Genomic DNA, 21,083 nt, shown 5'->3' with positions numbered 1-21,083 from the left:
ACCCATGACCACCTTCCTCTACGCCGCCTCAGCCTCCGTGGACGGCAGGATCGCCGGACCCGACGGAGACATGTCCTGGCTGCTTCCCCATATGGGGGCCGACCCCGTCATGGAGCGCCTCATGCCCGACCTCCAGGCGCTGCTGGTCGGCCGCCGCACCTTTGACGGCGACGACCCCCACGCCGGGGATCCGGAGAAGGAAGGCCCTCTCGAGGGGCAGTGGGAAGGGGCCCAGATCCTGCTGACCCACCGACCCCCGCGGCCTGAGCCGGAAGGCATCACCGTCACCACGGATCTCGACGCCGCGCTCTCCGCCTGCCGCGCCGCCGCACCCGAGGGGATCGTCAGCATCCTGGGTGCCGACGTCGCCCGCCAGTGCTTCCGGGCCCAGGTGGTGGACCTGGTGCTGGTCAACACCGTGCCCGTGCTGCTCGGCGGCGGCACTCCCCTGCTCAGCGACACCATGGGGCCGATCGATCTGGAGCTGCTGGAGCAGGAGCCGAGCGCCGCCGGACACAGTCGGCTGCTCCGTGTGGTTCACCACCCCCGGGGCTGAGCCGCCTCGGGAAGGTGCAGCCGCGCCAGCACGGCCTCGGCGGTGCGCGGTGGCGCCTCCCGCCCGAGCAGACTGACCAGCACGGTGACCAGGAACGCCAGCGGAATGCACCACAGTGCCGGGTAGAGGAAGACCTGCGCGCCGGCGGAGTGCTCCCCCAGGGCCAGCCCGATCACCAGAGAGGACAAGGAGACCACCGCACCCGAGACCATCCCGGCGATCACCCCGGACTCTGTGAGGCCCCGCCACCAGATCCCCAGCAGGATCAGCGGACCCAGCGCCGAAGCGGTGAAGGTGAAGACCATCGCCACGGCACCCGCCAGCGCCACCTGGCTGGTCACCGTGCCGACCACCAGGGGCAGCCCGAGCGCGACCACCGCACCGATCCGGAACCCCCGCACTGTGCCGGCGAAGAACTCCTGAGAGACGACCCCGGAGAGGGAGACCACCAGCCCGGAGCAGGTCGACAGGAACGCGGCGAAGGCCCCGCCGGCCACCAGCGCCACCAGCAGATCCGCGGCCGCCCCGTCGAAGACCGCCGCCGGCAGGCGCAGCAGCGCCGCATCGGCGACCCCCGCACCCACCACGGCCGGGCCTCCGTCTGGGTCCGCGCTCCCCAGACCACCCTGAGCCACCGGCAGCACCAGACGTGCCATGACCCCCAGAGTCACGGGCAGCAGGTAGAAGGCCGAGAGCAGGCCCAGCAGCAGCAAGGTCGTGCGCCGAGCGGTGGAGCCGTCCGGGTTCGTGTAGAAGCGGACCAGCACATGCGGCAGCCCGACGGTCCCCAGCATGAGTGCCAGCACCAGAGAAGCGGTCTGGTAGAGCCCGGCGCCGCCGCCGTCGAGCGCATCCGGAAGCAGCCCGGCCTGCCAGAACTCACCCAGCGGGGGCAGGCCCTCCAGCACTCCCCCGGGACGGGCTGAGCCGGAGCCCGACCCGGAGTCCCGGCCCAGCCGCAGCAGGATGAACACACAGGGGATCAGCAGCGCACACAGCTTGATCCAGTACTGCACCGCCTGGACCAGCGTCACGGAGCGCATCCCCCCGGCCAGCACGGTCGGCAGCACCACCAGCACCACCAGGAGCGGACCCGCCCACCCGGGCAGGCCCGTCGTGGTGCTCAGCGTCAGCGAGGCTCCGTGCAGCTGCGGGACCACATAGAGCCAGCCCGTCATCATCACGATCATCGCCGTCAGCCGCCGAATCTGGGCAGAGCCGAATCGCAGCGAGGCGAAGTCCGGCAAGGTGTACGCGCCGGAACGGCGCAGCGGGGCGGCCACGAAGAGCAGCAGCGTGAAGAAGCCCGCGGTGTATCCGACCGGGAACCACAGGCCCTGGGCGCCGTAGGCCACGATGAGCCCTGCCACCCCCAGAAAGCTGGCCGCGGAGAGATAGTCCCCCGCGATGGCAGAGGCGTTCAGCCATGGCGGGACCCGCCGCGAGGCCACGTAGAAGTCGCTGGTGGTCCGGGAGAGCCGCAGCCCGGGGAGGCTGATCACCACTGACACCAGGCAGACGAGCCCGATGGCGACCAGCGCCGTCGCAGAAGGGCTCATGCGCGGCTCTCCCCGTCAGCGGGGCGGACCTCGTACTCTCCATGGGGCTCGCCCACGAGGCCGACCTCGGTGAGCAGACGACGCTCGGCGGCCTCGCTGCCGCGCAGGTGCAGCCAGCCGCCGAGCATCAGCAGCGGGTAGAAGCATAGGGCCGGGACCAGCCACGGGAGCGGCACTCCCAGCACCGTCACCGCGGCCAGCACATCGAGCGTCGAGAGCACCAGGTACAGAGCGACCAGCAGCAGGAAGAAGCCGAGCCCCCAGCCCACCGCGAGGCGCAGCTGATCTCGGATGAGCCTGCTGACCAGCGCAGAAGAGACCCGACGGCGGACGTGCCCCCGCGCCGGAGCCAGCAGGACCTCGTCCGCCTCCGGTGCGGTCCGCGGGCCGTGCACCCGCACCCGGTGGACGCGCAGCCCCGCGAACCGCGAATCCGACTCCGCATCACCCGGCAGACTCATCCCGGCCCTCCCCGGCTCGGGGCGCGGACCCGATGGACCTCCAGTCGCTCGCGGACGTGGTGCATCAGCCGCCGACTCACTGCGATCTCCTGCTCACCCCCGGAGGCGTCACGCAGCTGGATGGTCATCCGACCCTGGCGGTGGACCACCCGGTGCACATGATGGAGATTCACCGCAGACGAGCGATGCACCCGCACGAAGCCCTGCCCTGACCATTGCTCCTCGAGGTCGCCCAGGGCGATGCGCAGCAGGTAAGAGCCTGCCTCGGTGTGCAGCCGGGCGTAGTCGCCCTGGGCCTGCACCCAGCGGATGGAGGCGATGTCCACCAGCACGGTGGCGTCGCCCTGCAGCACCGAGACACGCTGGGGCTCCCCTTCTCCGGCGTCGGCGGCGCCGCCCAGGACCTCCGCGGCGCGACGCAGCGCCTCGGAGAGCCTCGCCGCGCGCACCGGCTTGAGCAGATAGTCACAGGCGGCGAGCTCGAAGGCCTCCACCGCCGGTCCGGCGTCGGCGGTGACGAAGATGATCTGCGGCCCCTTCTCGCCGCCGGTCCGCAGCTCCCGCGCCATGGCCAACCCGGAGGGGCCGGGCATATGGACATCCAGAAGGATGACGTCGACCTTCCGGGTGTCCAGCTGATGCCTGGCCTGTGCGACGTTGGACGCCGTGCACACCGCCCCGACCTGCGGGTCGGCCTCGAGGAGCCACTGCATCTGAGCCACCGCCGGAGGCTCGTCGTCGACGACCAGCACGCGCAGCGCGCGGCCGGTCGGGGCGGCCGTCGGCTGGGAGGCCCGGGGCGTGGCGGCACTGACGCTCATCGGGCGGCGACCTCCGTGTCGACGTGGGCCTCCGGCTGGAACTTCGGGATGCGCATGGACACCATCATGCCTGCCCCGACGGCCGTGTCGATCACCAGGCCCTGACCGCCGCCATAGGCCTGACGCAGCCGCAGGTCCACATTGCGCAGCCCGATGTGCGAACCGCCGGCCTCCCCGGCGAGGACCTCGGCCATGTGTTCGGGCTCCGCCCCTACGCCGTCGTCCTCCACCGAGATCGCCGCATGGGTGGCCTCATCGACAGCTCTGAGCAGTACCCGCACCTGCCCGGACTCGGCCTCCAGTCCGTGGCGCACCGCGTTCTCCACCAGCGGCTGGACCGCCAGAAAGGGAATCCGCACGCCGAGCACCTCCGGGGCGATCTGCAGGTCCACCTGGACCCTCTCCCCGAAGCGGGCCTTCTCCAGGACCACATAGCGTTCGACGGCGTCCAGCTCCTCCGCCAGAGTGGAGAAATCCCCCTCGGCGCGCAGGCTGTACCGCGTGAAGTCGGCGAAGTCGATGACCAGCTCGCGCGCCCGGACCGGCTCCGTGGGGATGAACGCGGCGATGGCGTTGAGACTGTTGTAGATGAAGTGCGGGGAGATCTGAGCGCGCAGCGTACGCAGCTCGGCCTCCACCAGCTGACGCCGCCGCGTCTCGGCCAGCCGGCGATAGTCCGGCTCCCCGCCCTCCTGCGAGCCGAAGGGGACCTCGTCCGGCGCGCCCGCCTCCACGACGTCGGACCCACCCCCATCGGCACGGGCATCAGCACGGGCGGCACCTGCCTCACCGCGGGAGGGCGCGGCGCCTGGGCGGCGGCTGGCCAGCAGCAGCACACAGGCGGTGAGCACCCCGACCAGCACCATCAGGACGACCACGACCGGGCTCATGTCGAACATGGGGACCATCGTAGGCCAGCCGCACCGCCGCCCGGCCCTGCCGTCCGAGCCGAGCGTGCCGTCCCGGGCCGCCTCGAGCCGTTCCGGACCGTCCCGGGCCGTCCCGGGCCGTCCCGGGCCGACCGTGACCGCTCGTCGCACCGCACAGGCCGCTCATCGCAGCAGCACGGTGATCTGCTTCACGTGAGCTGGGTCACTGCGGCACTCTGGTCAGCGTGCCGGGACGGGCCCGCCCCGCCCCACACAGGGACCGCGTGGACCACGCCCTGGACGGACGGAACGTGGGAGTCATGCACGCGACGTCCATCCGAGACCACAAGGAGGAGCGATGAGCTCACCGACCGCGCCCACCGCGGCGACCGTCGACTACCAGGAGGTGCAGAACCGCCCGGAGTTCCAGGAGCTGAAGCGGACGCATCGGAGCTTCGTGTTCCCGATGGCCGTCATCTTCCTGGTCTGGTATCTGGGGTTCGTGCTGCTGGCCGCCTTCGCCCCGCAGATCATGGCCATTCCGGTGCTGGGCAACATCAATCTCGGCATCGTGCTCGGACTGGCCCAGTTCGCGACCACCTTCGCGATCACCGCCGCCTATGTGTCCTTCTCCAACAAGTCCCTGGACCCGAAGTCCAGCGCGATCCGACATGAGCTGGAGGCCGCCGGCGTCGGACTGCCGGACGACACCCCCGCACCGACCACCGCAGGAGGCGATCGCTGATGACCATCACAGCACTGACGGCTCTGAACCCGCCGACCGCCTCCGGCGAGGAGGAGGTCCTCTCCACCGAGGTCGGCAACCCCTGGGCGAACATCGGGATCTTCCTCATCTTCGTCGGAGTGACGCTGTTCTTCGTGCTCCGCGCTTCGAAGAGCAACAACACCGCCGCCGACTACTATGCGGGCGGCAGATCATTCTCCGGCACCCAGAACGGCACGGCCATCGCCGGGGACTATCTCTCGGCGGCCTCCTTCCTGGGGATCGTGGGAGCCATCGCCGTCTACGGATACGACGGCTTCCTCTACTCCATCGGGTTCCTGGTGGCCTGGCTCGTCGCACTGCTTCTGGTCGCCGAGCTGCTGCGCAACACCGGCAAGTTCACCATGGCCGATGTCCTGAGCTTCCGGCTGCGGCAGGGCCCGGTGCGCATCGCCGCGGCCTCCTCCACCCTGGCGGTCTGCCTGTTCTACCTGCTGGCCCAGATGGCCGGCGCCGGCGCTCTGGTCTCGCTGCTGCTGGGCATCGACTCCCGAGCCGGCCAGTCCCTGATCATCGCGGTGGTCGGCGCGCTGATGATCGTCTATGTGTTCATCGGCGGCATGAAGGGCACCACCTGGGTGCAGATCATCAAAGCCGCGCTGCTCATCGCCGGCTCGGCGGTGATGACCTTCTGGGTGCTGGCCCGCTACGGCTTCAACTTCTCCGCGCTGCTGGGCGACTCGGTGGAACGGACCGGCCAGGACGCGCTGCTGGAGCCCGGGCTGCAGTACGGCGTGGACCTGCTGACCAAGATGGACTTCCTCTCCCTGGGCCTCGCCCTGGTGCTGGGCACCGCGGGCCTGCCGCATGTGCTGATCCGCTTCTACACCGTTCCCACGGCCAAGGACGCTCGCAAGTCCGTGGTCTGGGCGATCTGGCTGATCGGCGCGTTCTACCTGTTCACACTCGTGCTGGGCTACGGCGCCGCCGCGATGCTGGACCAGGAGAGGATCCTCTCCGCACCCGGTGGCCAGAACTCCGCGGCCCCGCTGCTGGCCTACGAGCTCGGCGGCACCTTGCTGCTGGGCATCATCGCGGCCGTCGCCTTCGCCACGATCCTGGCAGTGGTGGCGGGCCTGACCATCACCGCCTCCGCCTCCTTCGCCCACGACATCTACGGTCAGGTCATCAAGAAGGGCAAGATCGACAATAAGGGCGAAGTGCGGGCGGCCCGGACGACGGTGGTCGTCGTCGGCATCCTGGCGATCCTCGGGGGCATCGGCGCTCAGGGGCAGAACGTCGCCTTCCTGGTGGCGCTGGCCTTCGCGGTGGCGGCCTCGGCGAACCTGCCCACGATCCTGTACTCGCTGTTCTGGAAGGGCTTCACCACCCGTGGCGCACTGTGGTCCATGTACGGGGGCCTGGGGTCCTCGATCCTGCTGATCGCCTTCTCCCCGGTGGTCTGGGGCGCGGAGACCTCCTTCTTCCCCGAGACGGACCTGGCGCTGTACCCGCTGGCCAACCCGGGACTGGTCTCCATCCCCCTGGCGTTCCTGCTCGGCTGGGTGGGTTCGAAGACCTCCACAGTCGCCGAGGATCCGGTCAAGCAGGCCGAGATGGAGATCCGTTCGCTCACCGGCGTGGGCGCGGAGAAGGCCTCCGAGCACTGAAGGACACCTGCGGCGCCTGAGCGCGGCGCACTCGGCTCAGACACCCCGCACGACGGCGGCTCCAGCACCACGGCGGGGCCGCCGTCGTCGGCGGAGGCGACCGGCCGCGGGCTTCACCGATACGCGGCGCTGAACTCCGCAGCGGGTTCGATGGGCTGGATCACGTCGACCATGAGTCCCTCCGGGCCGTCGAGGATGAAGTGCCGTTGGCCGAAGTCCTCATCTCTCAACGGGGCCAGGAGGCGCACCTCGGACCGCGCGACCACGGCTCGATGCACCGCATCGACGTCATCGACCTCGACATTGACAAGCACACCCGACACAGTGGATCGGCGCTCTGCCGGGACCGTGGGGTGGTCATGGGCCAGCAGCGCCAGCTCGTGGGGACCGCGCCGCAGGCTGATGTACCAGCCGGCGTCGAACACGGTCTCAAAGTTCAGCACCTCTCGGAAGAAGTCCGCGGCGGACGGGACCTCGACGACCATGAGGACGGGATAGACACTGGTGACGGCCATCGCTGGGCCTCCTATACATACACTGTGAATGTGACATCTCGCAGAATACATACACAACGAATGTAAAGGGAGGGTTCATGCCCCGCTCGTCCGCAGCGGATGCGGCCAAGACCGCCCGCGCGATCCTCGACCATGCGAGGTCCCTCCTCGCGGAGCACGGATTCGCCGGAGTGTCAGTCGACGACGTCGCCCGGAGCGTGGGCGTCTCACGGGGTGCCGTCTATCACCGGCATCGCACCAAGCAGGAACTCTTCGCCGCCGTCGCAGAAGAGCTGCAGCTCCAGGTCGGGGAAGAGGTCCTCAGAGCCGCCGAGACGGGCGGTGCCGACACCGATCAGCAGCTGCGGCGCGGCTGTCACGCATTCCTGGACGCCATCACCGAGGCGCCCCGTGCGCGAATCCTGCTCCTGGACGCCCCCTCGGTGCTCGGATGGGCCCGCTGGCGCCGGATGGACGCGGAGAACGCCGCCGCACACCTCAAGGAGGGGCTGGGGCAGCTGGGCTACTCGGGCCGGCTCCAGGAGGCGGCCACGGCGCAGCTCTCCGGAGCGATGAACGATGCCGCCCTGTGGATCGCCGAAGGGGGCGAGGAACGAGACGCGCGCAGGAGGGCGGCGCACGAGATGCTCGACCGGCTCCTCGATGCCGTGACGGACGCGGGCGGCACCGACACGTCCCTGCAGGGCCCCCGGTCAGCCCACTGAGGCCATGATCTCGGTGATGCGGTCCAGGAAGGCATCCACCTGGGCCTCGTCATAGCCGTTGGAGCCGTGCACTCCCGCGAAGACGATGGTGCGGACCTCGTCCACGCTCATCGGGTTCTCCCCGTCAAGATACTGCTCCAGCTCCCGGCAGAGCTCGTCCACCTGTTCCTTGCGATACCCGAGGGCCGAGGAATGTGCCGGCTCACGGAACCGCTTGCCGTCCGGGCGTTCGAGACGGATCCGCAGCGGCGCGGCCCGCTCGGCCAACAGCTCATACCAGGCGTCCTCACCATGCTGGCTGATGTAGCGGTCCCTCTCGGCGGCGGCGAAGGCGTCCTCGAGACGGTCCAATGCTCCGTCGACCTCTGCGGGGTCGTAGCCGCCGGAGCCCATGGAGAAGCTCGCCTGACGAATCTCAGCCAGCGGCATCCCCGTGCCGGAGTCGTAGGCGACGCGAGCCCGGGCCATGAACTCGTCGACCTCGTCGCGGTTGTAGCCCTGCTCCTCCGGGTCCAGCAGGGTGAACAGTGCATTCTCTGTGTGCGCCATGCCCTCAGCCTAATGGAACTCCCCCGGAATCCCGGGTGAGCGCCACGATCACGAAGTAGGCGGTCGGCATCGCGAACACCAGGGAGTCCAGCCGGTCCATCACCCCGCCATGGCCCGGCAGCATCTGGGACATGTCCTTCAGCCCCAGCTCCCGCTTGACCATGGACTCGGAGAAGTCCCCGGCAGTGGCCGACACCACGACGGCGGCGGCCAGCAGGGCCCCCACATGGATCGGCTCCCCGAAGATCAGCCAGGAGGTCAGCACGCCCACCAGGACGGAGCCCACCATGGATCCGGCGAAACCCTCCCAGGACTTCTTGGGGCTGATCTTGGGGGCCATCGGGTGCTTGCCGAACAGCACCCCGACCATATAGCCGAAGGTGTCGTTGGAGACCACCAGCAGCACGACGACGGCGAGGCGCCACTGTCCATCGGGCTGACTGAGCAGCAGCACCGCGAAGGAGACCAGGAACGGGACCCAGCAGGCCACGAACATCGAGGACATGATGGACCGACCGGGATCCTGCACGCGCAGCACCGCGGCCGTGACCGCGATGGCGGTGCAGGTCACCATCAGCGCCAGAGTCAGGGCCTCGACTCCGCCGAAGTAGGCCGACAGAGGCATCGCCGCAGCCCCCAGGAAGAGCGGAAGCTTGGGCAGTCGCAGGCCCTGGGTCTCCAGGGCGCGGGCGACCTCCCAGACGCCCATGGAGAGCAGGACCACGCCCAGCATGATCAGCAGCAGCGGAAAGAACATGATCCCCAGCACCGCTGGGATCAGCAGAGCGGCGCCGGTGATGATCGCCGCGGGCAGGTCACGACCCGCCCGTGGCGTGCGCACCGGCTTCGCCGGCCCGGCGGCCTCTCCGGTGCGCTCAGATCCTGTCATCGGCCTCAGACCTCGAGGAGCTCGGCTTCCTTGCGCTTGATCATGTCGTCGATGCGATCCACGTAGGTCTTGGTGAGGTTCTCCAGCTCCTTGGTGCCCCGCTCGCCGTCGTCTTCGCCGACGTCGCCGCTCTTCACAGCCTTCTCGATGACGTCCTTCGCCTTGCGGCGGGCGTTGCGGACCGAGACCTTGTGGTCCTCGCCCTTGGACTTGACCAGCTTCACGTACTCCCTGCGGCGCTCTTCCGTCAGGTCCGGCATCGTGATCCGGATCTGCTTGCCGTCGTTGGAGGGGTTCGCACCGATCTCGGAGTCCGAGAGGGCCCGCTCGATCTCGCGCATGGCGGAGATGTCATAGGGGGTGATCAGGATGGTGCGAGCATCCGGGATGTTGAAGGAGGCCAGCTGCTGCAGCGGCGTCGCGGAGCCGTAGTAGTCGACCAGCACCTTCGAGTACAGCGCCGGATTGGCCCGGCCGGTGCGCACGGTGGCGAAGTCTTCGCTGGTGGCCTCCACCGCTCGCTCCATGAGCTCTTCGGCTTCGACCAGGGTCTCGTCAATCACGTCGGTCTCCTTGAGGTGGGAACTTGCGTCTCAGTCTACGTGGTGCAGCGCCCCCGCCGGGGCTGATTCTGCGGGTCAGACACCGATCTGACCTGGATCAGGGCGCACCTGGCCCTCAGGAGGTGACCAGGGTGCCGATCTCCTCGCCCAGCAGGGCCCGGGTGACGTTGCCCTCCCCCTCCATGCCGAACACCCGCATCGGGAGGTCGTTGTCATTGCACATCGTCATCGCGGTCTGGTCCATCACCCGGATGTTGCGGCGCAGCGCGTCGGTGTAGGTCATGTGCTCGAGCTTCTCGGCGTCCGGGTTGGTCTTCGGGTCGGCGGTGTAGACCCCGTCGACTCCGGACTTGGCCATGAGCACCATGTCAGCCCCGACCTCCAGCGCGCGCTGGGCACAGACGGTGTCGGTGGAGAAATAGGGCATGCCGGCGCCGGCGCCGAAGACGACCACACGGCCCTTCTCCATGTGCCGGATGGCGCGCAGCGGGATGTAGGACTCGGCCACCTGCCCCATGGTGATGGCCGTCTGAACACGTGTCGGCTGGCCGGCCTGCTCCAGGAAGTCCTGCAGCGCCAGACAGTTCATCACCGTGCCCAGCATGCCCATGTAGTCGGCACGCGCACGGTCCATGCCGGCCTTGGAGAGCTCGGCACCGCGGAAGAAGTTGCCCCCGCCCACGACGACGGAGACCTCCACCTTGCCGCCCACGGCGGCGATCTGCTCGGCGATGCCGCGCACCGTGGCGGGGTCGACGCCGACGCTGCCGCCGCCGAAGACCTCCCCGGAGAGTTTGAGGAGCACGCGGCGGCGCTCGACCCCTTCTGTGAGCTCGAGATCGATGGACTGGGCGGAGACGGGGACGGCAGGCTGGGTGGTCATCGGCATCGAGGTCCTTTCGGAGGTCAGCCTCGGCAGCTGCCAATGCAGCAGACCAGGGCCGGCAGGTGACGGGCGGCAGAAGGGTCAGTGCGGTCAGTGCCCGGATGCCGGGATCCGGGCATGAGAAGGGGGTGACCACAGCGTCAGTGTGGCCACCCCCTGATGTCTCAGATCATGCGGTCTGCCTCATTGTAGGCATGCCTCTCCGGCTGAGACGAGCACCCTGCGGCGCGAGCCGGAGTGGGACGAGCGAGAGGCTCAGCTGCCGACCCGGAAGCGGGCGAAGGCGGTCGCTCCGGCACCGGCGGACTCGAGGACCTGGGAGACGGTCTGCTTCGGGTCCTTCGCGAATGGCTGGTCGACCAGGACGTTCTCCTTGAAGTACGCGTTGGTGCGACCCTCGATGATCTTCGGCATGGCCTGCTCCGGCTTGTTCTCGGCGCGGGCCGTCTCCTCAGCGATCCGACGCTCGTTCTCCACGGTCTCGGACGGCACCTCGTCACGGGTGAGGAACTGCGGCACGATGGCTGCGGCATGCACGGCGACGTCGTGTGCGGCGGTCTTCGCGGCGTCGGAGTCGGCGTCCACTGCGAAGAGGACACCCACCTGAGCCGGGAGGTCCTTGGAGGTCTTGTGGAGGTAGGCATCGACGAAGGCGCCCTCGACCTTGGCCAGGCGGCGCACGACGATCTTCTCACCGAGGACGGCCGCGCCCTCCTCGGTGACGTAGTCGGTGACCTTCTTGCCGTCGACGTCGGCCTCGAGCAGCGTCTCGACATCGCCGAGGTCGTTGGCCACGGCCACTTCGAGGACCTTCTCAGCCAGCCCCACGAACTTGTCGGACTTGGCCACGAAGTCGGTCTCGGCGTTGACCTCGAGCAGGTAGCCCTTGGTGCCGTCGACGACCTTGGCCAGCACGAGGCCCTCCGCGGCGGAGCGGCCCTCACGCTTGGCGGCGCCCTTGAGGCCCTTGATGCGGATGGCCTCGATGGCCTTCTCGAAGTTGCCGTCGGCCTCGTCCAGAGCCTTCTTGACGTCCATCATGCCGGCGCCGGTGCGCTCGCGCAGGGCCTTGATGTCAGCAGCGGTGTAGTTCGCCATAGTCCCGTCCTCCAGATTGGGGTTCGATGGGGATCGATGAATCAGATCGGTGAAGATGCGCGCTCCACAGCCCTCACGCCCGCCACCTGAGTATCAGGCATTCAGGTGACGGGCGTGAGGCGCTGAAGCGACGAGAGTCTTACTTGGAGTCCGCGGCAGACGCCTCGGCGGGCTCGGAGACCTCGACCGTGTCGACGGCGTCAGTCTCGGAGGTCTCGACGGTCTCAGCAGTCTCGGTCTCGACCTTCGCAGCCTCGACGGCCTCGCCCTCGGCCTTGTCTGCCTTGCCGGCCTTCTCTGCGGCGTGCTGCTCGAGGAGCTCACGCTCCCACTCGGCCATCGGCTCGGCCGCGGCACCGGAGCCGCCGCCGCGCTTCTCGTCGCGAGCGATCAGGCCCTCGGCGACGGCGTCGGCGATCACACGGGTGAGCAGGTCGACGGAGCGGATGGCGTCGTCGTTGCCCGGGATCGGGTAGTCGACCTCGTCGGGGTCGCAGTTGGTGTCCAGGATGGCGATGACCGGGATCCCCAGCTTGCGGGCCTCGTCCACGGCCAGGTGCTCCTTCTTGGTGTCCACGATCCAGACCGCCGACGGCGTCTTGGTCAGGTTGCGGATGCCGCCCAGGTTGGCCTGCAGCTTGGTCAGCTCGCGGCTGAGCAGCAGCAGCTCCTTCTTGGTGTGGCCGGAGCCGGCGACGTCGTCGAAGTCGATCTCCTCGAGCTCCTTCATGCGCTGGACGCGCTTGGAGACCGTGGCGAAGTTGGTGAGCATGCCGCCGAGCCAGCGGTGGTTCACGTAGGGCTGACCGACGCGGGTGGCCTGCTCCGCGATGGCCTCCTGGCCCTGCTTCTTGGTGCCGACGAACAGGATGGAGCCGCCGTGGGCGACCGTCTGCTTGATGAAGTCGAACGCGCGGTCGATGTAGGACAGCGACTGCTGCAGGTCGATGATGTAGATGCCGTTGCGCTCGGTGAAGATGTAACGCTTCATCTTCGGGTTCCAGCGTCGGGTCTGGTGGCCGAAGTGCACACCGGAGTCGAGGAGCTGGCGCATGGTGACGACAGGCATGGTGAATCCTTTCGGTGCCGGGCTTCAGACACGATGCCGTCCCCGACTCCCAGAGGAGGGGACGACGCCATGCAGCGCCGGCGGGTATTTTTCGGTTGGTCACGTCGTACTGCCCCGTTCACCGGGGCTCCTGGCGGAGCGGGGATTCAAGATCATGGATCCGACCGCTCCGGTTCCTGCCGAGGCAGGAGGCCTGGAACCAGGCGTCTCCGGTGCGGACCGAGCGGATCCCCCTCCCCCAGCTGCCCTTCGACGAGGATGTGCTGACGGAGACAAGCTCTGCGCGTAGTCAGCGTCGGCCGGCGATCAACTGCCCAGAGACCTGCCTCGCGAGAGGGACCAGAAGTGGGCAGGACGATAGAACGTCAGCGTCAACTGCTGGCCAACAGTGTACTACAGAATCGTGATCTCCCGGCCTGATCCGATCCTCCACAGGATGGGCACAGGACGGGGTGACACGCCGAGCTCTCCACAGGGCCGCGACGGACTGTGTCGCGGCCTCGGCCGGCGCTCCAGCATAGCTCCATGGACCTGTGCCGAAGATCTGCGAATCCCCGGGCCCGACGTGCGGAGCCCGACGTCGACCATGTCGTCGAGCTCGTCTCTCCGCTGACCACTCCCCCGCAGCCACGCACGGTGATGATGTGCCTGCTGCTGATCATGATGCTCAGCGTCGGCGGGCCGGCGGTCCCGGACGCGACAGCCCGAGTCGGGACTCTGCCGGCCGCAGCGACCTCCGCGGCAGGGTCCGCCGGCTCCACCCCTGACTGGCAGCCTCCAGTGACCGCAGTGCCGGAGGTGCTGCGGCCCTTCGCCGCGCCTCCGGCACCGTGGGCGGCCGGCCATCGGGGCGTGGATCTGGCGGCCGAGGAGGGCGCCGATGTGCTCGCACCCGCGGCAGCACAGGTGAGCTTCATCGGCGTGGTGGTGGACCGACCGGTGATCTCCCTCGACCATGGGGACGGACTGGTGAGCTCCTTCGAGCCGGTGGAGAGCGATCTGGAGGTGGGCGACGTCGTCGTCGCCGGAGAGCCGATCGGCACGCTGGCCCGTGAACTCGACGGCTCGCACCACTGCACACCGGGCTCCTGCCTGCACTGGGGCGTGCGACTCCACGGCGAGTACCTCAACCCGCTGCTGCTGACCGGGGACCTGGAGCCCTCGGTGCTGCTGCCCCTCTCCGGCGGGCCCGGTGCGTCTCTCCGGCAGGCCGACGCGTCCCGGATCCGAGCCTCAGCCCCAGGGAGCGCGGCGACGCCGCCAGCGGCGGGAGACGTCCCCAGCCACACGCAGCAGACGATCGGCGGAGTCCTCCCAGCCGTACTCGAGGCTGCGCCTTCGGGCAGCTCGGGAGGCGGCGGCGAAGGTCTGCGGGTCCGCGAGCCTGCGGACCGCGGCGGCGAGAGCCTGCGGGTCGTCGGGATCTACGGCCTGGGCCCCGGCGGCCTCCCAGGCGGTGCCTGCGATCTCCCGGAAGATCGGCAGGTCCGAGACCACTGCGGGCGTGCCGTGGGACATGGCCTCGATCACCGGCAGGCCGTAGCCCTCCGCCCGGGACAGGGTCACCAGGGCAGTCGCGTCTCGGAGCAGGTCGTGGTAGCCGGACTCGGAGATCCCGTCGTGGAAGACCAGCTGATCCTCACGCGGAGCGAGCGCAGTCAGCTCAGCGCGCCGGCGGGCGTCGATCGGGCTGCACAGGTGCAGCGTATGCTCGGGCAGCTCCGAGAGGCCCCGGATGACGCCCTCGACGTTCTTGTAGTCCATGAAGGACCCCATGTAGACCAGGCGGCGGGCCGGCGGCTGTGCGGGATCGCGGGGCGCGGCCACCGGCTGCGGGGCGTTGGGGATCACCTCGATCGGACGACGCGTCAGCCGCTGGGACCGCATGAGGTCACAGGTGGTCTGCGAGACGGTGGCGACGGCGTCGGCCTGGTCCAGGACGAGCCGCTGCGGCCACGGGCTGAGGTGGTAGAGCCGCCATCCCAGCCGGATGGGGCCAGGGAGGTTCCGCGGGGGCGTGCGGTGCTCGTAGTAGATGAGGTCGTGCAGGGTGAGGATCAGCGGATACTCGCGCCCCCAGCCGCCCATGGTCTGCATCGGGGAGAAGACGACGTCGGGGCGGTGCGGGTTGATCTGCCGGGCCACCCACGGCTCTGCGGCGGAGGTCGGGGAGCTGATCCGCAGCCAGGGGACGTCCGGCGGGAGCAGCCGCAGCTGGTCGGGGTCGCTGATGAGCATGGTGACGTCCGCACGGCAGGCCGTGGCCTCGATCAGCGAGGCGGAGAAGCGAGAGATGCCGTCATGGACCCGGGTCCGGGTGTAGCGGGCGTCGAAGAAAAGTCGCACAGGGGCCATTCTGCCAACACCATGGCGCCGCGGGAGCGCCGGACACGTCACACCGCAGGTCACTCGGGCAGCGGCGTGCCCGGGTTCGGAGGCTGGTCCTGAGATGCTCTCTCCAGGCGCCGCACATCCAGCCCGAAGGAGATCGCCACCAGGGTCAGGCCCAAGGCCACGGGCAGGGCGCGCAGCCCGAGCTCGACGTCGGCGCTGGTCACCGCGGAGATCGCCGGCCAGGGCGCGAGGGCCACCAGCAGGAGGACCCCCGGCGCGATGCCGCAGATCTTACGACGACGGCTGGGGTCCAGAGGCTGCCGCCAGGCAGGGCGGACGCGGCCTCCCACGGCGAAGGCCGGCCGCAGCAGTCCCAGCAGCAACGCCCACCATCCCACTGCGAGCGCAGCCGTCAGGGCCAGCACGAGGAGCACCACGGCGTCGGAGGTCTCGTCATACCGGCCTCCGGCGGGGGTCTCTCCACCGGCGGAGCGGGCTACCGCGCCGTCGAGCCCGTCGATGAGCAGGATGATCGCCGCCAGGAGGATCAGCGGCAGAGGCAGCCCTGAACCGGTGGGAAGCTCCGCGGGGCTGGTCGCCTGGATCGCCGCGGCGGTGAACACCCCCAGCAGCATGCAGCGCAGCAGGGTCACGGCATCGGCGAGACGGAAGCGGCCGGCACCTCTCAGGGCATGCAGCTGGCAGGAGGCGAAAGCGATCATTCCTGCCGTCACCGCCGGCACGCCGAGCCCCTCCCCCGGCGTCAGGAGGCCGTCGACGCTGTCCTCGATCCCCTCGGGCCCGCTGAGGAGCAGCCTGGTCAGCACTCCGTCGAGATGCAGCAGAGCACCGAGCAGCAGCGCCGCAGCGATGATGACGGCGGCGCTGCCGAGCAGCGGCCTGCGGCGGAGGTCCATGACAGCGATCATAAGGGGCACGCGGATTCCGGACCTGTGCCGCCTGAACCGCGGCGACCATGTCCCTCACCCGGCCTGACGTGGCAGGATACGACCATGGAGGCACCCAGCAGCAGGCAGTTCTGGACTGTCGGTCCCGGGCGCGGGGAGCTCAGGCAGGCTTCGCCGCCCCGCCCCGCCGACGGCGAGGTGCTGGTGGAGACGATCATCAGCGGCATCTCCCGCGGCACCGAATCGATGGTCCACCGTGGAGACGTTCCCCCCGAGATCGCCGAGCTGATGCGGGCACCATATCAGCTGGGCGAGCTGCCCCACCCGGTCAGCCACGGGTACCTCAATGTGGGCGTCGTCCGGGACGGCCAGGGAGAAGGAGCCGCCGAGCTGGTCGGGCGCACCGTGTTCAGCCTCGCCGGCCACCGCGAGCATGTCGCCGTCCCCGCCGAGGACTGTCATCCGCTGCCGCCTGGCTGTCCGCCGGAGCGAGCCCTGCTCGCCGGCGCCGCCGAGACGGGCCTCAACGCGCTCTGGGAGGCCGGTGTCAGCCTCGGTGACCGGGTCACGGTCATCGGCGGAGGGATGATCGGGCTGGCCACCGCCCTGCTCGCGGACCGCATGCCGCTGGAACGGCTCGAGGTCGTCGAGGTCGATGCCGCACGCCGTCAGCTCATCGACTCCCTGGGCCTGCACGCCCTGCCGCCGGGTCGGGCGAGCACGGACCGTGACGTGGTCCTGCACTCCTCAGCCACGGGGGCCGGCCTGGCGGAGGCGCTCAGGGTGGCCGGCGATGACGCGGTGATCGTGGAGCAGTCCTGGTACGGCCAGCACCATCCGGACGTGCCGCTGGGCGCGGATTTCCATGCTCGGAGGCTGCGGATCGTCGCCTCCCAGGTGGGCGAGGTCGCCCAGCCGCGCCGGCTGCGGCGGACTCGGCGGCAGCGGCTCCAGCTGGCCCTGTCCCTGCTCGACGAGCGTTTCGACGCGCTGCTCACCGGCCGCTCCCCGTTGGAGGACCTTCCGGAGGTGATGGACGCCCTGGCCACCGACGACCCCACCTGGTCCGGGACGATCTGCCACGTGGTCGACCACCGCACGGACCAGCTGTCCCCCGTCCGCCTCAAGCCTGAGACCGCAGAGCCACCACACCGACAGGAGCACCCATGACCGTCTCCCACCTCTCGGCGCACATGTCGCGATTCCGGCTGACCGTCGATGACCATCTGATGATCGCGCACAGTCTCGACGACCCGTTCTTCGGCCCCGCCCAGCGGCTGCACGGGGCCACGCTTCATGTCCACGCCACCTACGAGCGCCCCGGGCTGGACACCCATGGTGTGGTCATGGACATCGGAGCCGCCACCGATCTCCTCGCCGTGGTGCTGGAGCCGCTGCGCCACCAGAACCTGGACGAGCTTCCCGCCTTCGAGAACAAGCTGAGCACCACCGAGGTGATCATCGCCTACATCGCGCAGCAGCTCGCCCAGTCGCTTCCGGAGCATCATGGACTCACGGCCATCGAGATCGAGGCCGGGGAGAACCCACGGGCCCGAGCCTCGGTGCGTCTCGAGCTGTGACCCGGCGCCTCCACCGGCCGCCCGGCGGCGAGGACTCGCAGCCGCATGTGACGGAGCTGATCTGGGTCGATCCTGATCTGCCCGGACCCAGCGGCGGGTCGCTGTACAACGACCGAGTGGTGGACGCTCTGCAGGGCCTGGGCACCACAGTGCACCGGCTGCGTGTCCCCGGCCCCTGGCCGCACCCGGATGAGGCCTCCCGCCGCCGGCTCCTGGACGCGCTCGCGAGACTGCACCGCGAAATCCGCCCGCTGCCGGTGATCGTGGACGGGCTGATCGGCGGGTGCATGCCCGAACTGTTCAGCGACGACCCCTCGCAGCGGCCGGCGGCGCCGAGCCCGCCGGCAGAGAAGCCGCTGGGCGATGTTCTGCTGGTGCATCTGCCGCTGGCCGCCGAGCACGAGCGCACGGCCGGGTCCGCAGAGCCCAGGACCGTCGGTCTCGCGGAGGCCGAGGGTCAGGCCGTGCGGGCGGCTGCCCGCGTGGTGGCCACCAGCCGATGGGCGGCCGAGGACCTCCACCGCCGCCATGGTCGCCAGAAGGTCGATGTCCTCGTCCCCGGTGTGGACATTCCGAGCAGCGTGGACCTCCCAAGCAGCGTGGACCCGGGCCGGACGCACTCTGAGACGGCTCCCCTGCGACTGACCATGGCGGCTTCCTTCACCCCACGGAAGAACCACCGCCTGCTCGGTGAGGCGCTCTCCACCCTGCTCGAGCATGACTGGGTCCTACAGCTCGCCGGCGGCGGCGCCGAGCAGGGGCCAGGTGCCGCGATGCTCCAGGAGCTTCAGGGTCGCCTCCCCGGCAGGATCGTCCACCTCGGGGCACTCCCCCCGGAGGAGATGCACGGACTCTGGCGCCGCACCGATCTGCTGCTGCTCCCCTCCTGGGCCGAGACCTACGGCATGGTGGTCACCGAGGCCTGCGCCCATGGCGTGCCGGGGATCGTCTCCTCCGGCACCGGCGCAGTGGAAGCCCTCGGCGAGGCCGGAGGCACCGCAGATCCCGATCAGCCTGAGGACTGGGCCCGGCTCCTGGAATCCTGGCTGACAGATCCACAGCTGCGCGGCCGGTGGGCCGAGGCGGCCCGCACGCGAGCCGATAGTCTTCCCTCATGGGAGCAGACCGCGAACCACTGGCAGAAGCTGATCGGATCTCTGCAGACTGGCTGAGTCTGCGCGAGGCCGCCGATGCCGCCGCCCGGGAGTCCACCCGCGCTGCGGTGGCCGCACTCGTGGCCGAGGCCGCCCCGCGGACAGTGGTCGACGTCGGCTGCGGCACCGGAGCCGGAGGCCGCTGGCTCCTTCCGCTGCTCGAAGGTGATGAGCGTTGGATCCTGCTGGACCACGACTCCGAGCTGCTGGCCAGCACCGCCCACCGCCTGGCCGAGCGCGGCGCCCGCGGCCCCGTCGAGACCCGACAGGCCGACGTCGGCGATCTGGACGAGGTGCTGGCATCCGCCGGACCGGGGACGCTGACCATCGCCTCTGCTCTGCTCGACCTGCTCACCCCGGCACAGATCCGCAGGCTCCTCGAGGCGGTGGGGCGCCACCAGGTGCCTCTGCTGGTCGCGCTCACGGTCACCGGCGGCATGGACCCGAGCCCTCGTCACCCTGACGACGAGCTGGTCTCCTCCGCCTTCAACCGGCATCAGCAGCGCGGCGGACGCTGCGGGCCCCGCGCCGCCGAGGTGCTGCTCAGCGCCGCCGATGACCTGCGACTGCCCACCCAGACATGGGAGACCCCATGGCAGCTCGGGCCGCAGGACACCGCGCTGCTGGGCCAGCTGGTGAGGGACAGGGCTGAGGTCGCCGAGGAGCAGCTCACCGCCGAGCAGGACGGCGACGCCGTCGCACGGGTCCGCCGCTGGCGCGAGGAGCGGCTGGCGCAGCGCGCGCACGGCACGCTCCACCTGGAGATCGGGCACCTCGACGTGCTGGTGGGGCGTGCGGGGCTTGAACCCGCGACCAAAAGATTATGAGTCTTCTGCTCTGACCAGCTGAGCTAACGCCCCCGGGCGGTCCACGCCGGTGCACGGACCGTGACCGTGGACATCCTACCGGGTGCTGCGCTGCCGCGAACGACGAGCCGCGGGCCGCCACCCCTGGGCCTTGCCGTACTGGCCGGGGTCCACCCAGTCGGCGCCCCGGTAGAGCTGTTCGAAGGCATCCATGGTCTTGGCGATGCTGTGCCGGGAGGCGATCTCGCGGCTGCGCCGACCCATGGCCTCACGATCCTCCGCCGAGCGCCGGAAGATGTCCTCGAGCTTCGCTGCCAGGTCACCGGCGTCGCCCGGGGTGAACAGATGACCGTTGACCCCGGGCTCCACCAGATGCGGCAGGGCCAGCGCATCGGCCAGCAGCACCGGACGACCGGCAGACATCGCCTCCAGGGACACCAGTGACTGCAGCTCCGCGGTCCCAGGCTGACAGAACACGTCAGCCTCCATATAGGCGCGCCGCAGCTGCTCCTCATCGACATGCCCGCGCATCCGCACTCGGCCGTGCAGGCCGTGCTCGGAGATCCGGCCGGCCAGCACGTCACGCTGCTCACCGTCGCCGACGATCTCCAGACCGATGTTCAACGTCGGGTCTGTGCGCGCGACCGCATCGATCAGCACGTCCACGTTCTTCTCCACCGCCAGCCGGCCCACGAAGAGCACGGTCGGCCGCTCCGACCGTGGGATCTCCTCCCCCGGCCGCGGCTGATAGTGGTCCACGTCGATGCCGTTGGACAGCGCCAGCACATGGTCGAAGCCCGCACGCTCGCGCATCGTCTGCGCAGCCAGCGGAGTCGGCGTGGTCACCACCGAGGCCTTGCCCATCAGGCGGCCCATGTCCCGCCAGGAGTTCTCTGCGATGACGCGGCAGAACCAGCTCGGGAACGGCAGGAAGGGGTCCAGGTTCTCCGGCATGAAATGGTTGGTGGCGATGGTGCGGATCCTGCGCCGCTCGGCTGCCTCGATGGCGGCCTTGCCGACCATGTAGTGGCACTGGACGTGGACGACGTCGGGCTGGATCTCCTCGATCAGCCGGTCCATGGCCGGCTCCACGAGCCAGGGCAGGCACAGCCGGTAGTACTCATGGGTGGGGGCCTTGAAGGAGCGGAAACGGTGGACGGTGGCCTCGTCGGTCCTCTCTACCGTGTCCGGGCCGGAGTCATGACGAGCGGCGGCCACGTGGACCTCATGGCCCAGGCCGGTCATGTACCGGGCCAGCCGATGGCAGAAGACGGCCGCACCGTTGATGTCTGGCGGGTAGGTGTCCGCCGCGATGAGGATACGCAGCGTGTCCTTCGTCCTGACCATGAGCGGCTCGTGTCCTCCTGG

21 protein-coding genes, 1 tRNA gene and 2 pseudogenes are annotated in these 21,083 nt (G+C 69.6%); 9 read left to right on the top strand and 15 right to left on the bottom strand.

The window, feature by feature from the left end; all coding sequences use genetic code 11:
- The first annotated feature begins 4 nt into the window (after positions 1–4).
- Positions 5–556, top strand: a complete 552-nt coding sequence (locus HNR09_RS12400) for a dihydrofolate reductase family protein (RefSeq protein WP_179542325.1) — start codon at positions 5–7, stop codon at positions 554–556.
- On the opposite strand, the gene HNR09_RS12395 is transcribed toward HNR09_RS12400, so the two are convergent.
- From HNR09_RS12395 to HNR09_RS12380, 4 genes and pseudogenes are all read right to left on the bottom strand, one after another.
- Positions 538–2,115, bottom strand: coding sequence for a sodium/solute symporter (locus HNR09_RS12395; RefSeq protein WP_179542324.1), 1,578 nt, complete (start codon positions 2,113–2,115; stop codon positions 538–540). The genes HNR09_RS12400 and HNR09_RS12395 overlap by 19 nt on opposite strands.
- Complete coding sequence (locus HNR09_RS12390) at positions 2,112–2,576, bottom strand: hypothetical protein (protein WP_179542323.1); 465 nt, start codon at positions 2,574–2,576, stop codon at positions 2,112–2,114. The genes HNR09_RS12395 and HNR09_RS12390 overlap by 4 nt, the downstream gene beginning before the upstream one ends.
- Positions 2,573–3,397, bottom strand: coding sequence for a LytR/AlgR family response regulator transcription factor (locus tag HNR09_RS12385; RefSeq protein ID WP_179542322.1), 825 nt, complete (start codon positions 3,395–3,397; stop codon positions 2,573–2,575). The genes HNR09_RS12390 and HNR09_RS12385 overlap by 4 nt, the downstream gene beginning before the upstream one ends.
- A pseudogene (locus HNR09_RS12380) lies at positions 3,394–4,056 on the bottom strand (sensor histidine kinase); the annotation flags it as partial. The gene HNR09_RS12385 and the pseudogene HNR09_RS12380, both read right to left, overlap by 4 nt.
- A gap of 568 nt (positions 4,057–4,624) precedes the next feature.
- Between HNR09_RS12380 and HNR09_RS12375 the strand changes: the two are divergent.
- Entirely contained in the window at positions 4,625–5,011 is a 387-nt protein-coding gene (locus tag HNR09_RS12375) for a DUF485 domain-containing protein (RefSeq protein ID WP_179542321.1), read from the top strand.
- Entirely contained in the window at positions 5,011–6,660 is a 1,650-nt protein-coding gene (locus HNR09_RS12370) for a solute symporter family protein (protein WP_179542320.1), read from the top strand. Before HNR09_RS12375 ends, HNR09_RS12370 begins: the two co-directional genes overlap by 1 nt.
- Before the next feature lie 113 nt (positions 6,661–6,773).
- On the opposite strand, the gene HNR09_RS12365 is transcribed toward HNR09_RS12370, so the two are convergent.
- Positions 6,774–7,175: a VOC family protein gene (locus tag HNR09_RS12365; RefSeq protein WP_179542319.1), complete on the bottom strand. Its 402-nt coding sequence runs from the start codon at positions 7,173–7,175 to the stop codon at positions 6,774–6,776.
- Positions 7,176–7,252: 77 nt separating this feature from the next.
- Here HNR09_RS12365 and HNR09_RS12360 point away from each other — a divergent pair, with 77 nt between their 5' ends.
- On the top strand, positions 7,253–7,879 hold the full coding sequence (locus HNR09_RS12360) for a TetR/AcrR family transcriptional regulator (RefSeq protein WP_179542318.1): 627 nt from the start codon (positions 7,253–7,255) through the stop codon (positions 7,877–7,879).
- Here HNR09_RS12360 and HNR09_RS12355 read toward each other — a convergent pair.
- The 6 genes from HNR09_RS12355 to rpsB all read right to left on the bottom strand — a co-directional run bounded on the left by HNR09_RS12355 (position 7,868) and on the right by rpsB (position 12,933).
- Positions 7,868–8,428, bottom strand: coding sequence for a DivIVA domain-containing protein (locus HNR09_RS12355; RefSeq protein ID WP_179542317.1), 561 nt, complete (start codon positions 8,426–8,428; stop codon positions 7,868–7,870). The two genes, HNR09_RS12360 and HNR09_RS12355, sit on opposite strands and share 12 nt — an antisense overlap.
- Before the next feature lie 4 nt (positions 8,429–8,432).
- The gene (locus tag HNR09_RS12350; protein ID WP_179542316.1) at positions 8,433–9,317 is read right to left on the bottom strand and encodes a phosphatidate cytidylyltransferase; all 885 of its coding nucleotides are present in this window, start codon (positions 9,315–9,317) and stop codon (positions 8,433–8,435) included.
- 5 nt (positions 9,318–9,322) lie between these two features.
- Positions 9,323–9,880 (bottom strand): ribosome recycling factor, encoded by a 558-nt coding sequence (gene frr, locus HNR09_RS12345; RefSeq protein WP_179542315.1) that lies wholly within the window; start codon positions 9,878–9,880, stop codon positions 9,323–9,325.
- Positions 9,881–9,995: 115 nt separating this feature from the next.
- Positions 9,996–10,763 carry a UMP kinase gene (pyrH, locus tag HNR09_RS12340; RefSeq protein ID WP_218881931.1) on the bottom strand — a complete coding sequence of 256 codons (768 nt, stop codon included), beginning with the start codon at positions 10,761–10,763 and terminating at the stop codon, positions 9,996–9,998.
- 258 nt (positions 10,764–11,021) lie between these two features.
- Positions 11,022–11,864: a translation elongation factor Ts gene (gene tsf / locus HNR09_RS12335; RefSeq protein WP_179542314.1), complete on the bottom strand. Its 843-nt coding sequence runs from the start codon at positions 11,862–11,864 to the stop codon at positions 11,022–11,024.
- 139 nt (positions 11,865–12,003) lie between these two features.
- A complete protein-coding gene (gene rpsB / locus HNR09_RS12330) occupies positions 12,004–12,933 on the bottom strand; it encodes a 30S ribosomal protein S2 (RefSeq protein WP_179542313.1) in 930 nt (309 codons plus the stop codon).
- 525 nt (positions 12,934–13,458) lie between these two features.
- Between rpsB and HNR09_RS12325 the strand changes: the two are divergent.
- A pseudogene (locus HNR09_RS12325) lies at positions 13,459–14,055 on the top strand (M23 family metallopeptidase); the annotation flags it as partial.
- 111 nt (positions 14,056–14,166) lie between these two features.
- Here HNR09_RS12325 and HNR09_RS12320 read toward each other — a convergent pair.
- Together HNR09_RS12320 and HNR09_RS12315 are read right to left on the bottom strand one after the other, a co-directional pair.
- Complete coding sequence (locus HNR09_RS12320; RefSeq protein ID WP_343047540.1) at positions 14,167–15,279, bottom strand: glycosyltransferase; 1,113 nt, start codon at positions 15,277–15,279, stop codon at positions 14,167–14,169.
- A 59-nt stretch (positions 15,280–15,338) separates the two neighbouring features.
- Positions 15,339–16,184, bottom strand: a complete 846-nt coding sequence (locus tag HNR09_RS12315; protein WP_179542311.1) for a CDP-alcohol phosphatidyltransferase family protein — start codon at positions 16,182–16,184, stop codon at positions 15,339–15,341.
- Positions 16,185–16,280: 96 nt separating this feature from the next.
- Between HNR09_RS12315 and HNR09_RS12310 the strand changes: the two genes are divergently transcribed.
- From HNR09_RS12310 to HNR09_RS16610, 4 genes are read left to right on the top strand one after another with little or no spacing between them, the layout of a single operon-like run.
- On the top strand, positions 16,281–17,345 hold the full coding sequence (locus HNR09_RS12310; protein ID WP_179542310.1) for a zinc-dependent alcohol dehydrogenase: 1,065 nt from the start codon (positions 16,281–16,283) through the stop codon (positions 17,343–17,345).
- On the top strand, positions 17,342–17,755 hold the full coding sequence (locus HNR09_RS12305) for a 6-pyruvoyl trahydropterin synthase family protein (RefSeq protein ID WP_246348822.1): 414 nt from the start codon (positions 17,342–17,344) through the stop codon (positions 17,753–17,755). Before HNR09_RS12310 ends, HNR09_RS12305 begins: the two co-directional genes overlap by 4 nt.
- A 47-nt stretch (positions 17,756–17,802) precedes the next feature.
- Positions 17,803–18,927 (top strand): glycosyltransferase, encoded by a 1,125-nt coding sequence (locus HNR09_RS12300; RefSeq protein WP_179542309.1) that lies wholly within the window; start codon positions 17,803–17,805, stop codon positions 18,925–18,927.
- Positions 18,870–19,736 (top strand): class I SAM-dependent methyltransferase, encoded by an 867-nt coding sequence (locus HNR09_RS16610; protein ID WP_179543179.1) that lies wholly within the window; start codon positions 18,870–18,872, stop codon positions 19,734–19,736. Before HNR09_RS12300 ends, HNR09_RS16610 begins: the two co-directional genes overlap by 58 nt.
- Here HNR09_RS16610 and HNR09_RS12290 read toward each other — a convergent pair.
- Positions 19,693–19,769, bottom strand: a tRNA-Ile gene (locus HNR09_RS12290). The two genes, HNR09_RS16610 and HNR09_RS12290, sit on opposite strands and share 44 nt — an antisense overlap.
- A gap of 42 nt (positions 19,770–19,811) precedes the next feature.
- Complete coding sequence (locus HNR09_RS12285; RefSeq protein WP_179542308.1) at positions 19,812–21,062, bottom strand: glycosyltransferase; 1,251 nt, start codon at positions 21,060–21,062, stop codon at positions 19,812–19,814.
- Positions 21,063–21,083 lie beyond the last annotated feature (21 nt).

This window comes from Nesterenkonia xinjiangensis (assembly GCF_013410745.1).
GTDB lineage: Bacteria > Actinomycetota > Actinomycetes > Actinomycetales > Micrococcaceae > Nesterenkonia > Nesterenkonia xinjiangensis.
Note: the sequence above shows the minus strand (reverse complement) of the source record. Positions and strands in the feature narration are given on the sequence as shown.

Bases quoted from the DNA above. Each gene is read 5' to 3' on its own strand.
- HNR09_RS12305 (WP_246348822.1), top strand. From the start codon at position 17,342: ATGACCGTCTCCCACCTCTCGGCGCACATGTCGCGATTCCGGCTGACC.
- HNR09_RS16610 (WP_179543179.1), top strand. From the start codon at position 18,870: ATGGGAGCAGACCGCGAACCACTGGCAGAAGCTGATCGGATCTCTGCA.
- HNR09_RS12310 (WP_179542310.1), top strand. From the start codon at position 16,281: ATGGAGGCACCCAGCAGCAGGCAGTTCTGGACTGTCGGTCCCGGGCGC.
- HNR09_RS12400 (WP_179542325.1), top strand. From the start codon at position 5: ATGACCACCTTCCTCTACGCCGCCTCAGCCTCCGTGGACGGCAGGATC.
- rpsB (WP_179542313.1), bottom strand. From the start codon at position 12,933: ATGCCTGTCGTCACCATGCGCCAGCTCCTCGACTCCGGTGTGCACTTC.
- HNR09_RS12315 (WP_179542311.1), bottom strand. From the start codon at position 16,184: ATGGACCTCCGCCGCAGGCCGCTGCTCGGCAGCGCCGCCGTCATCATC.
- HNR09_RS12375 (WP_179542321.1), top strand. From the start codon at position 4,625: ATGAGCTCACCGACCGCGCCCACCGCGGCGACCGTCGACTACCAGGAG.
- HNR09_RS12285 (WP_179542308.1), bottom strand. From the start codon at position 21,062: ATGGTCAGGACGAAGGACACGCTGCGTATCCTCATCGCGGCGGACACC.
- HNR09_RS12365 (WP_179542319.1), bottom strand. From the start codon at position 7,175: ATGGCCGTCACCAGTGTCTATCCCGTCCTCATGGTCGTCGAGGTCCCG.
- HNR09_RS12360 (WP_179542318.1), top strand. From the start codon at position 7,253: ATGCCCCGCTCGTCCGCAGCGGATGCGGCCAAGACCGCCCGCGCGATC.
- HNR09_RS12350 (WP_179542316.1), bottom strand. From the start codon at position 9,317: ATGACAGGATCTGAGCGCACCGGAGAGGCCGCCGGGCCGGCGAAGCCG.
- HNR09_RS12395 (WP_179542324.1), bottom strand. From the start codon at position 2,115: ATGAGCCCTTCTGCGACGGCGCTGGTCGCCATCGGGCTCGTCTGCCTG.
- tsf (WP_179542314.1), bottom strand. From the start codon at position 11,864: ATGGCGAACTACACCGCTGCTGACATCAAGGCCCTGCGCGAGCGCACC.
- HNR09_RS12390 (WP_179542323.1), bottom strand. From the start codon at position 2,576: ATGAGTCTGCCGGGTGATGCGGAGTCGGATTCGCGGTTCGCGGGGCTG.
- pyrH (WP_218881931.1), bottom strand. From the start codon at position 10,763: ATGACCACCCAGCCTGCCGTCCCCGTCTCCGCCCAGTCCATCGATCTC.
- HNR09_RS12355 (WP_179542317.1), bottom strand. From the start codon at position 8,428: ATGGCGCACACAGAGAATGCACTGTTCACCCTGCTGGACCCGGAGGAG.
- HNR09_RS12385 (WP_179542322.1), bottom strand. From the start codon at position 3,397: ATGAGCGTCAGTGCCGCCACGCCCCGGGCCTCCCAGCCGACGGCCGCC.
- HNR09_RS12370 (WP_179542320.1), top strand. From the start codon at position 5,011: ATGACCATCACAGCACTGACGGCTCTGAACCCGCCGACCGCCTCCGGC.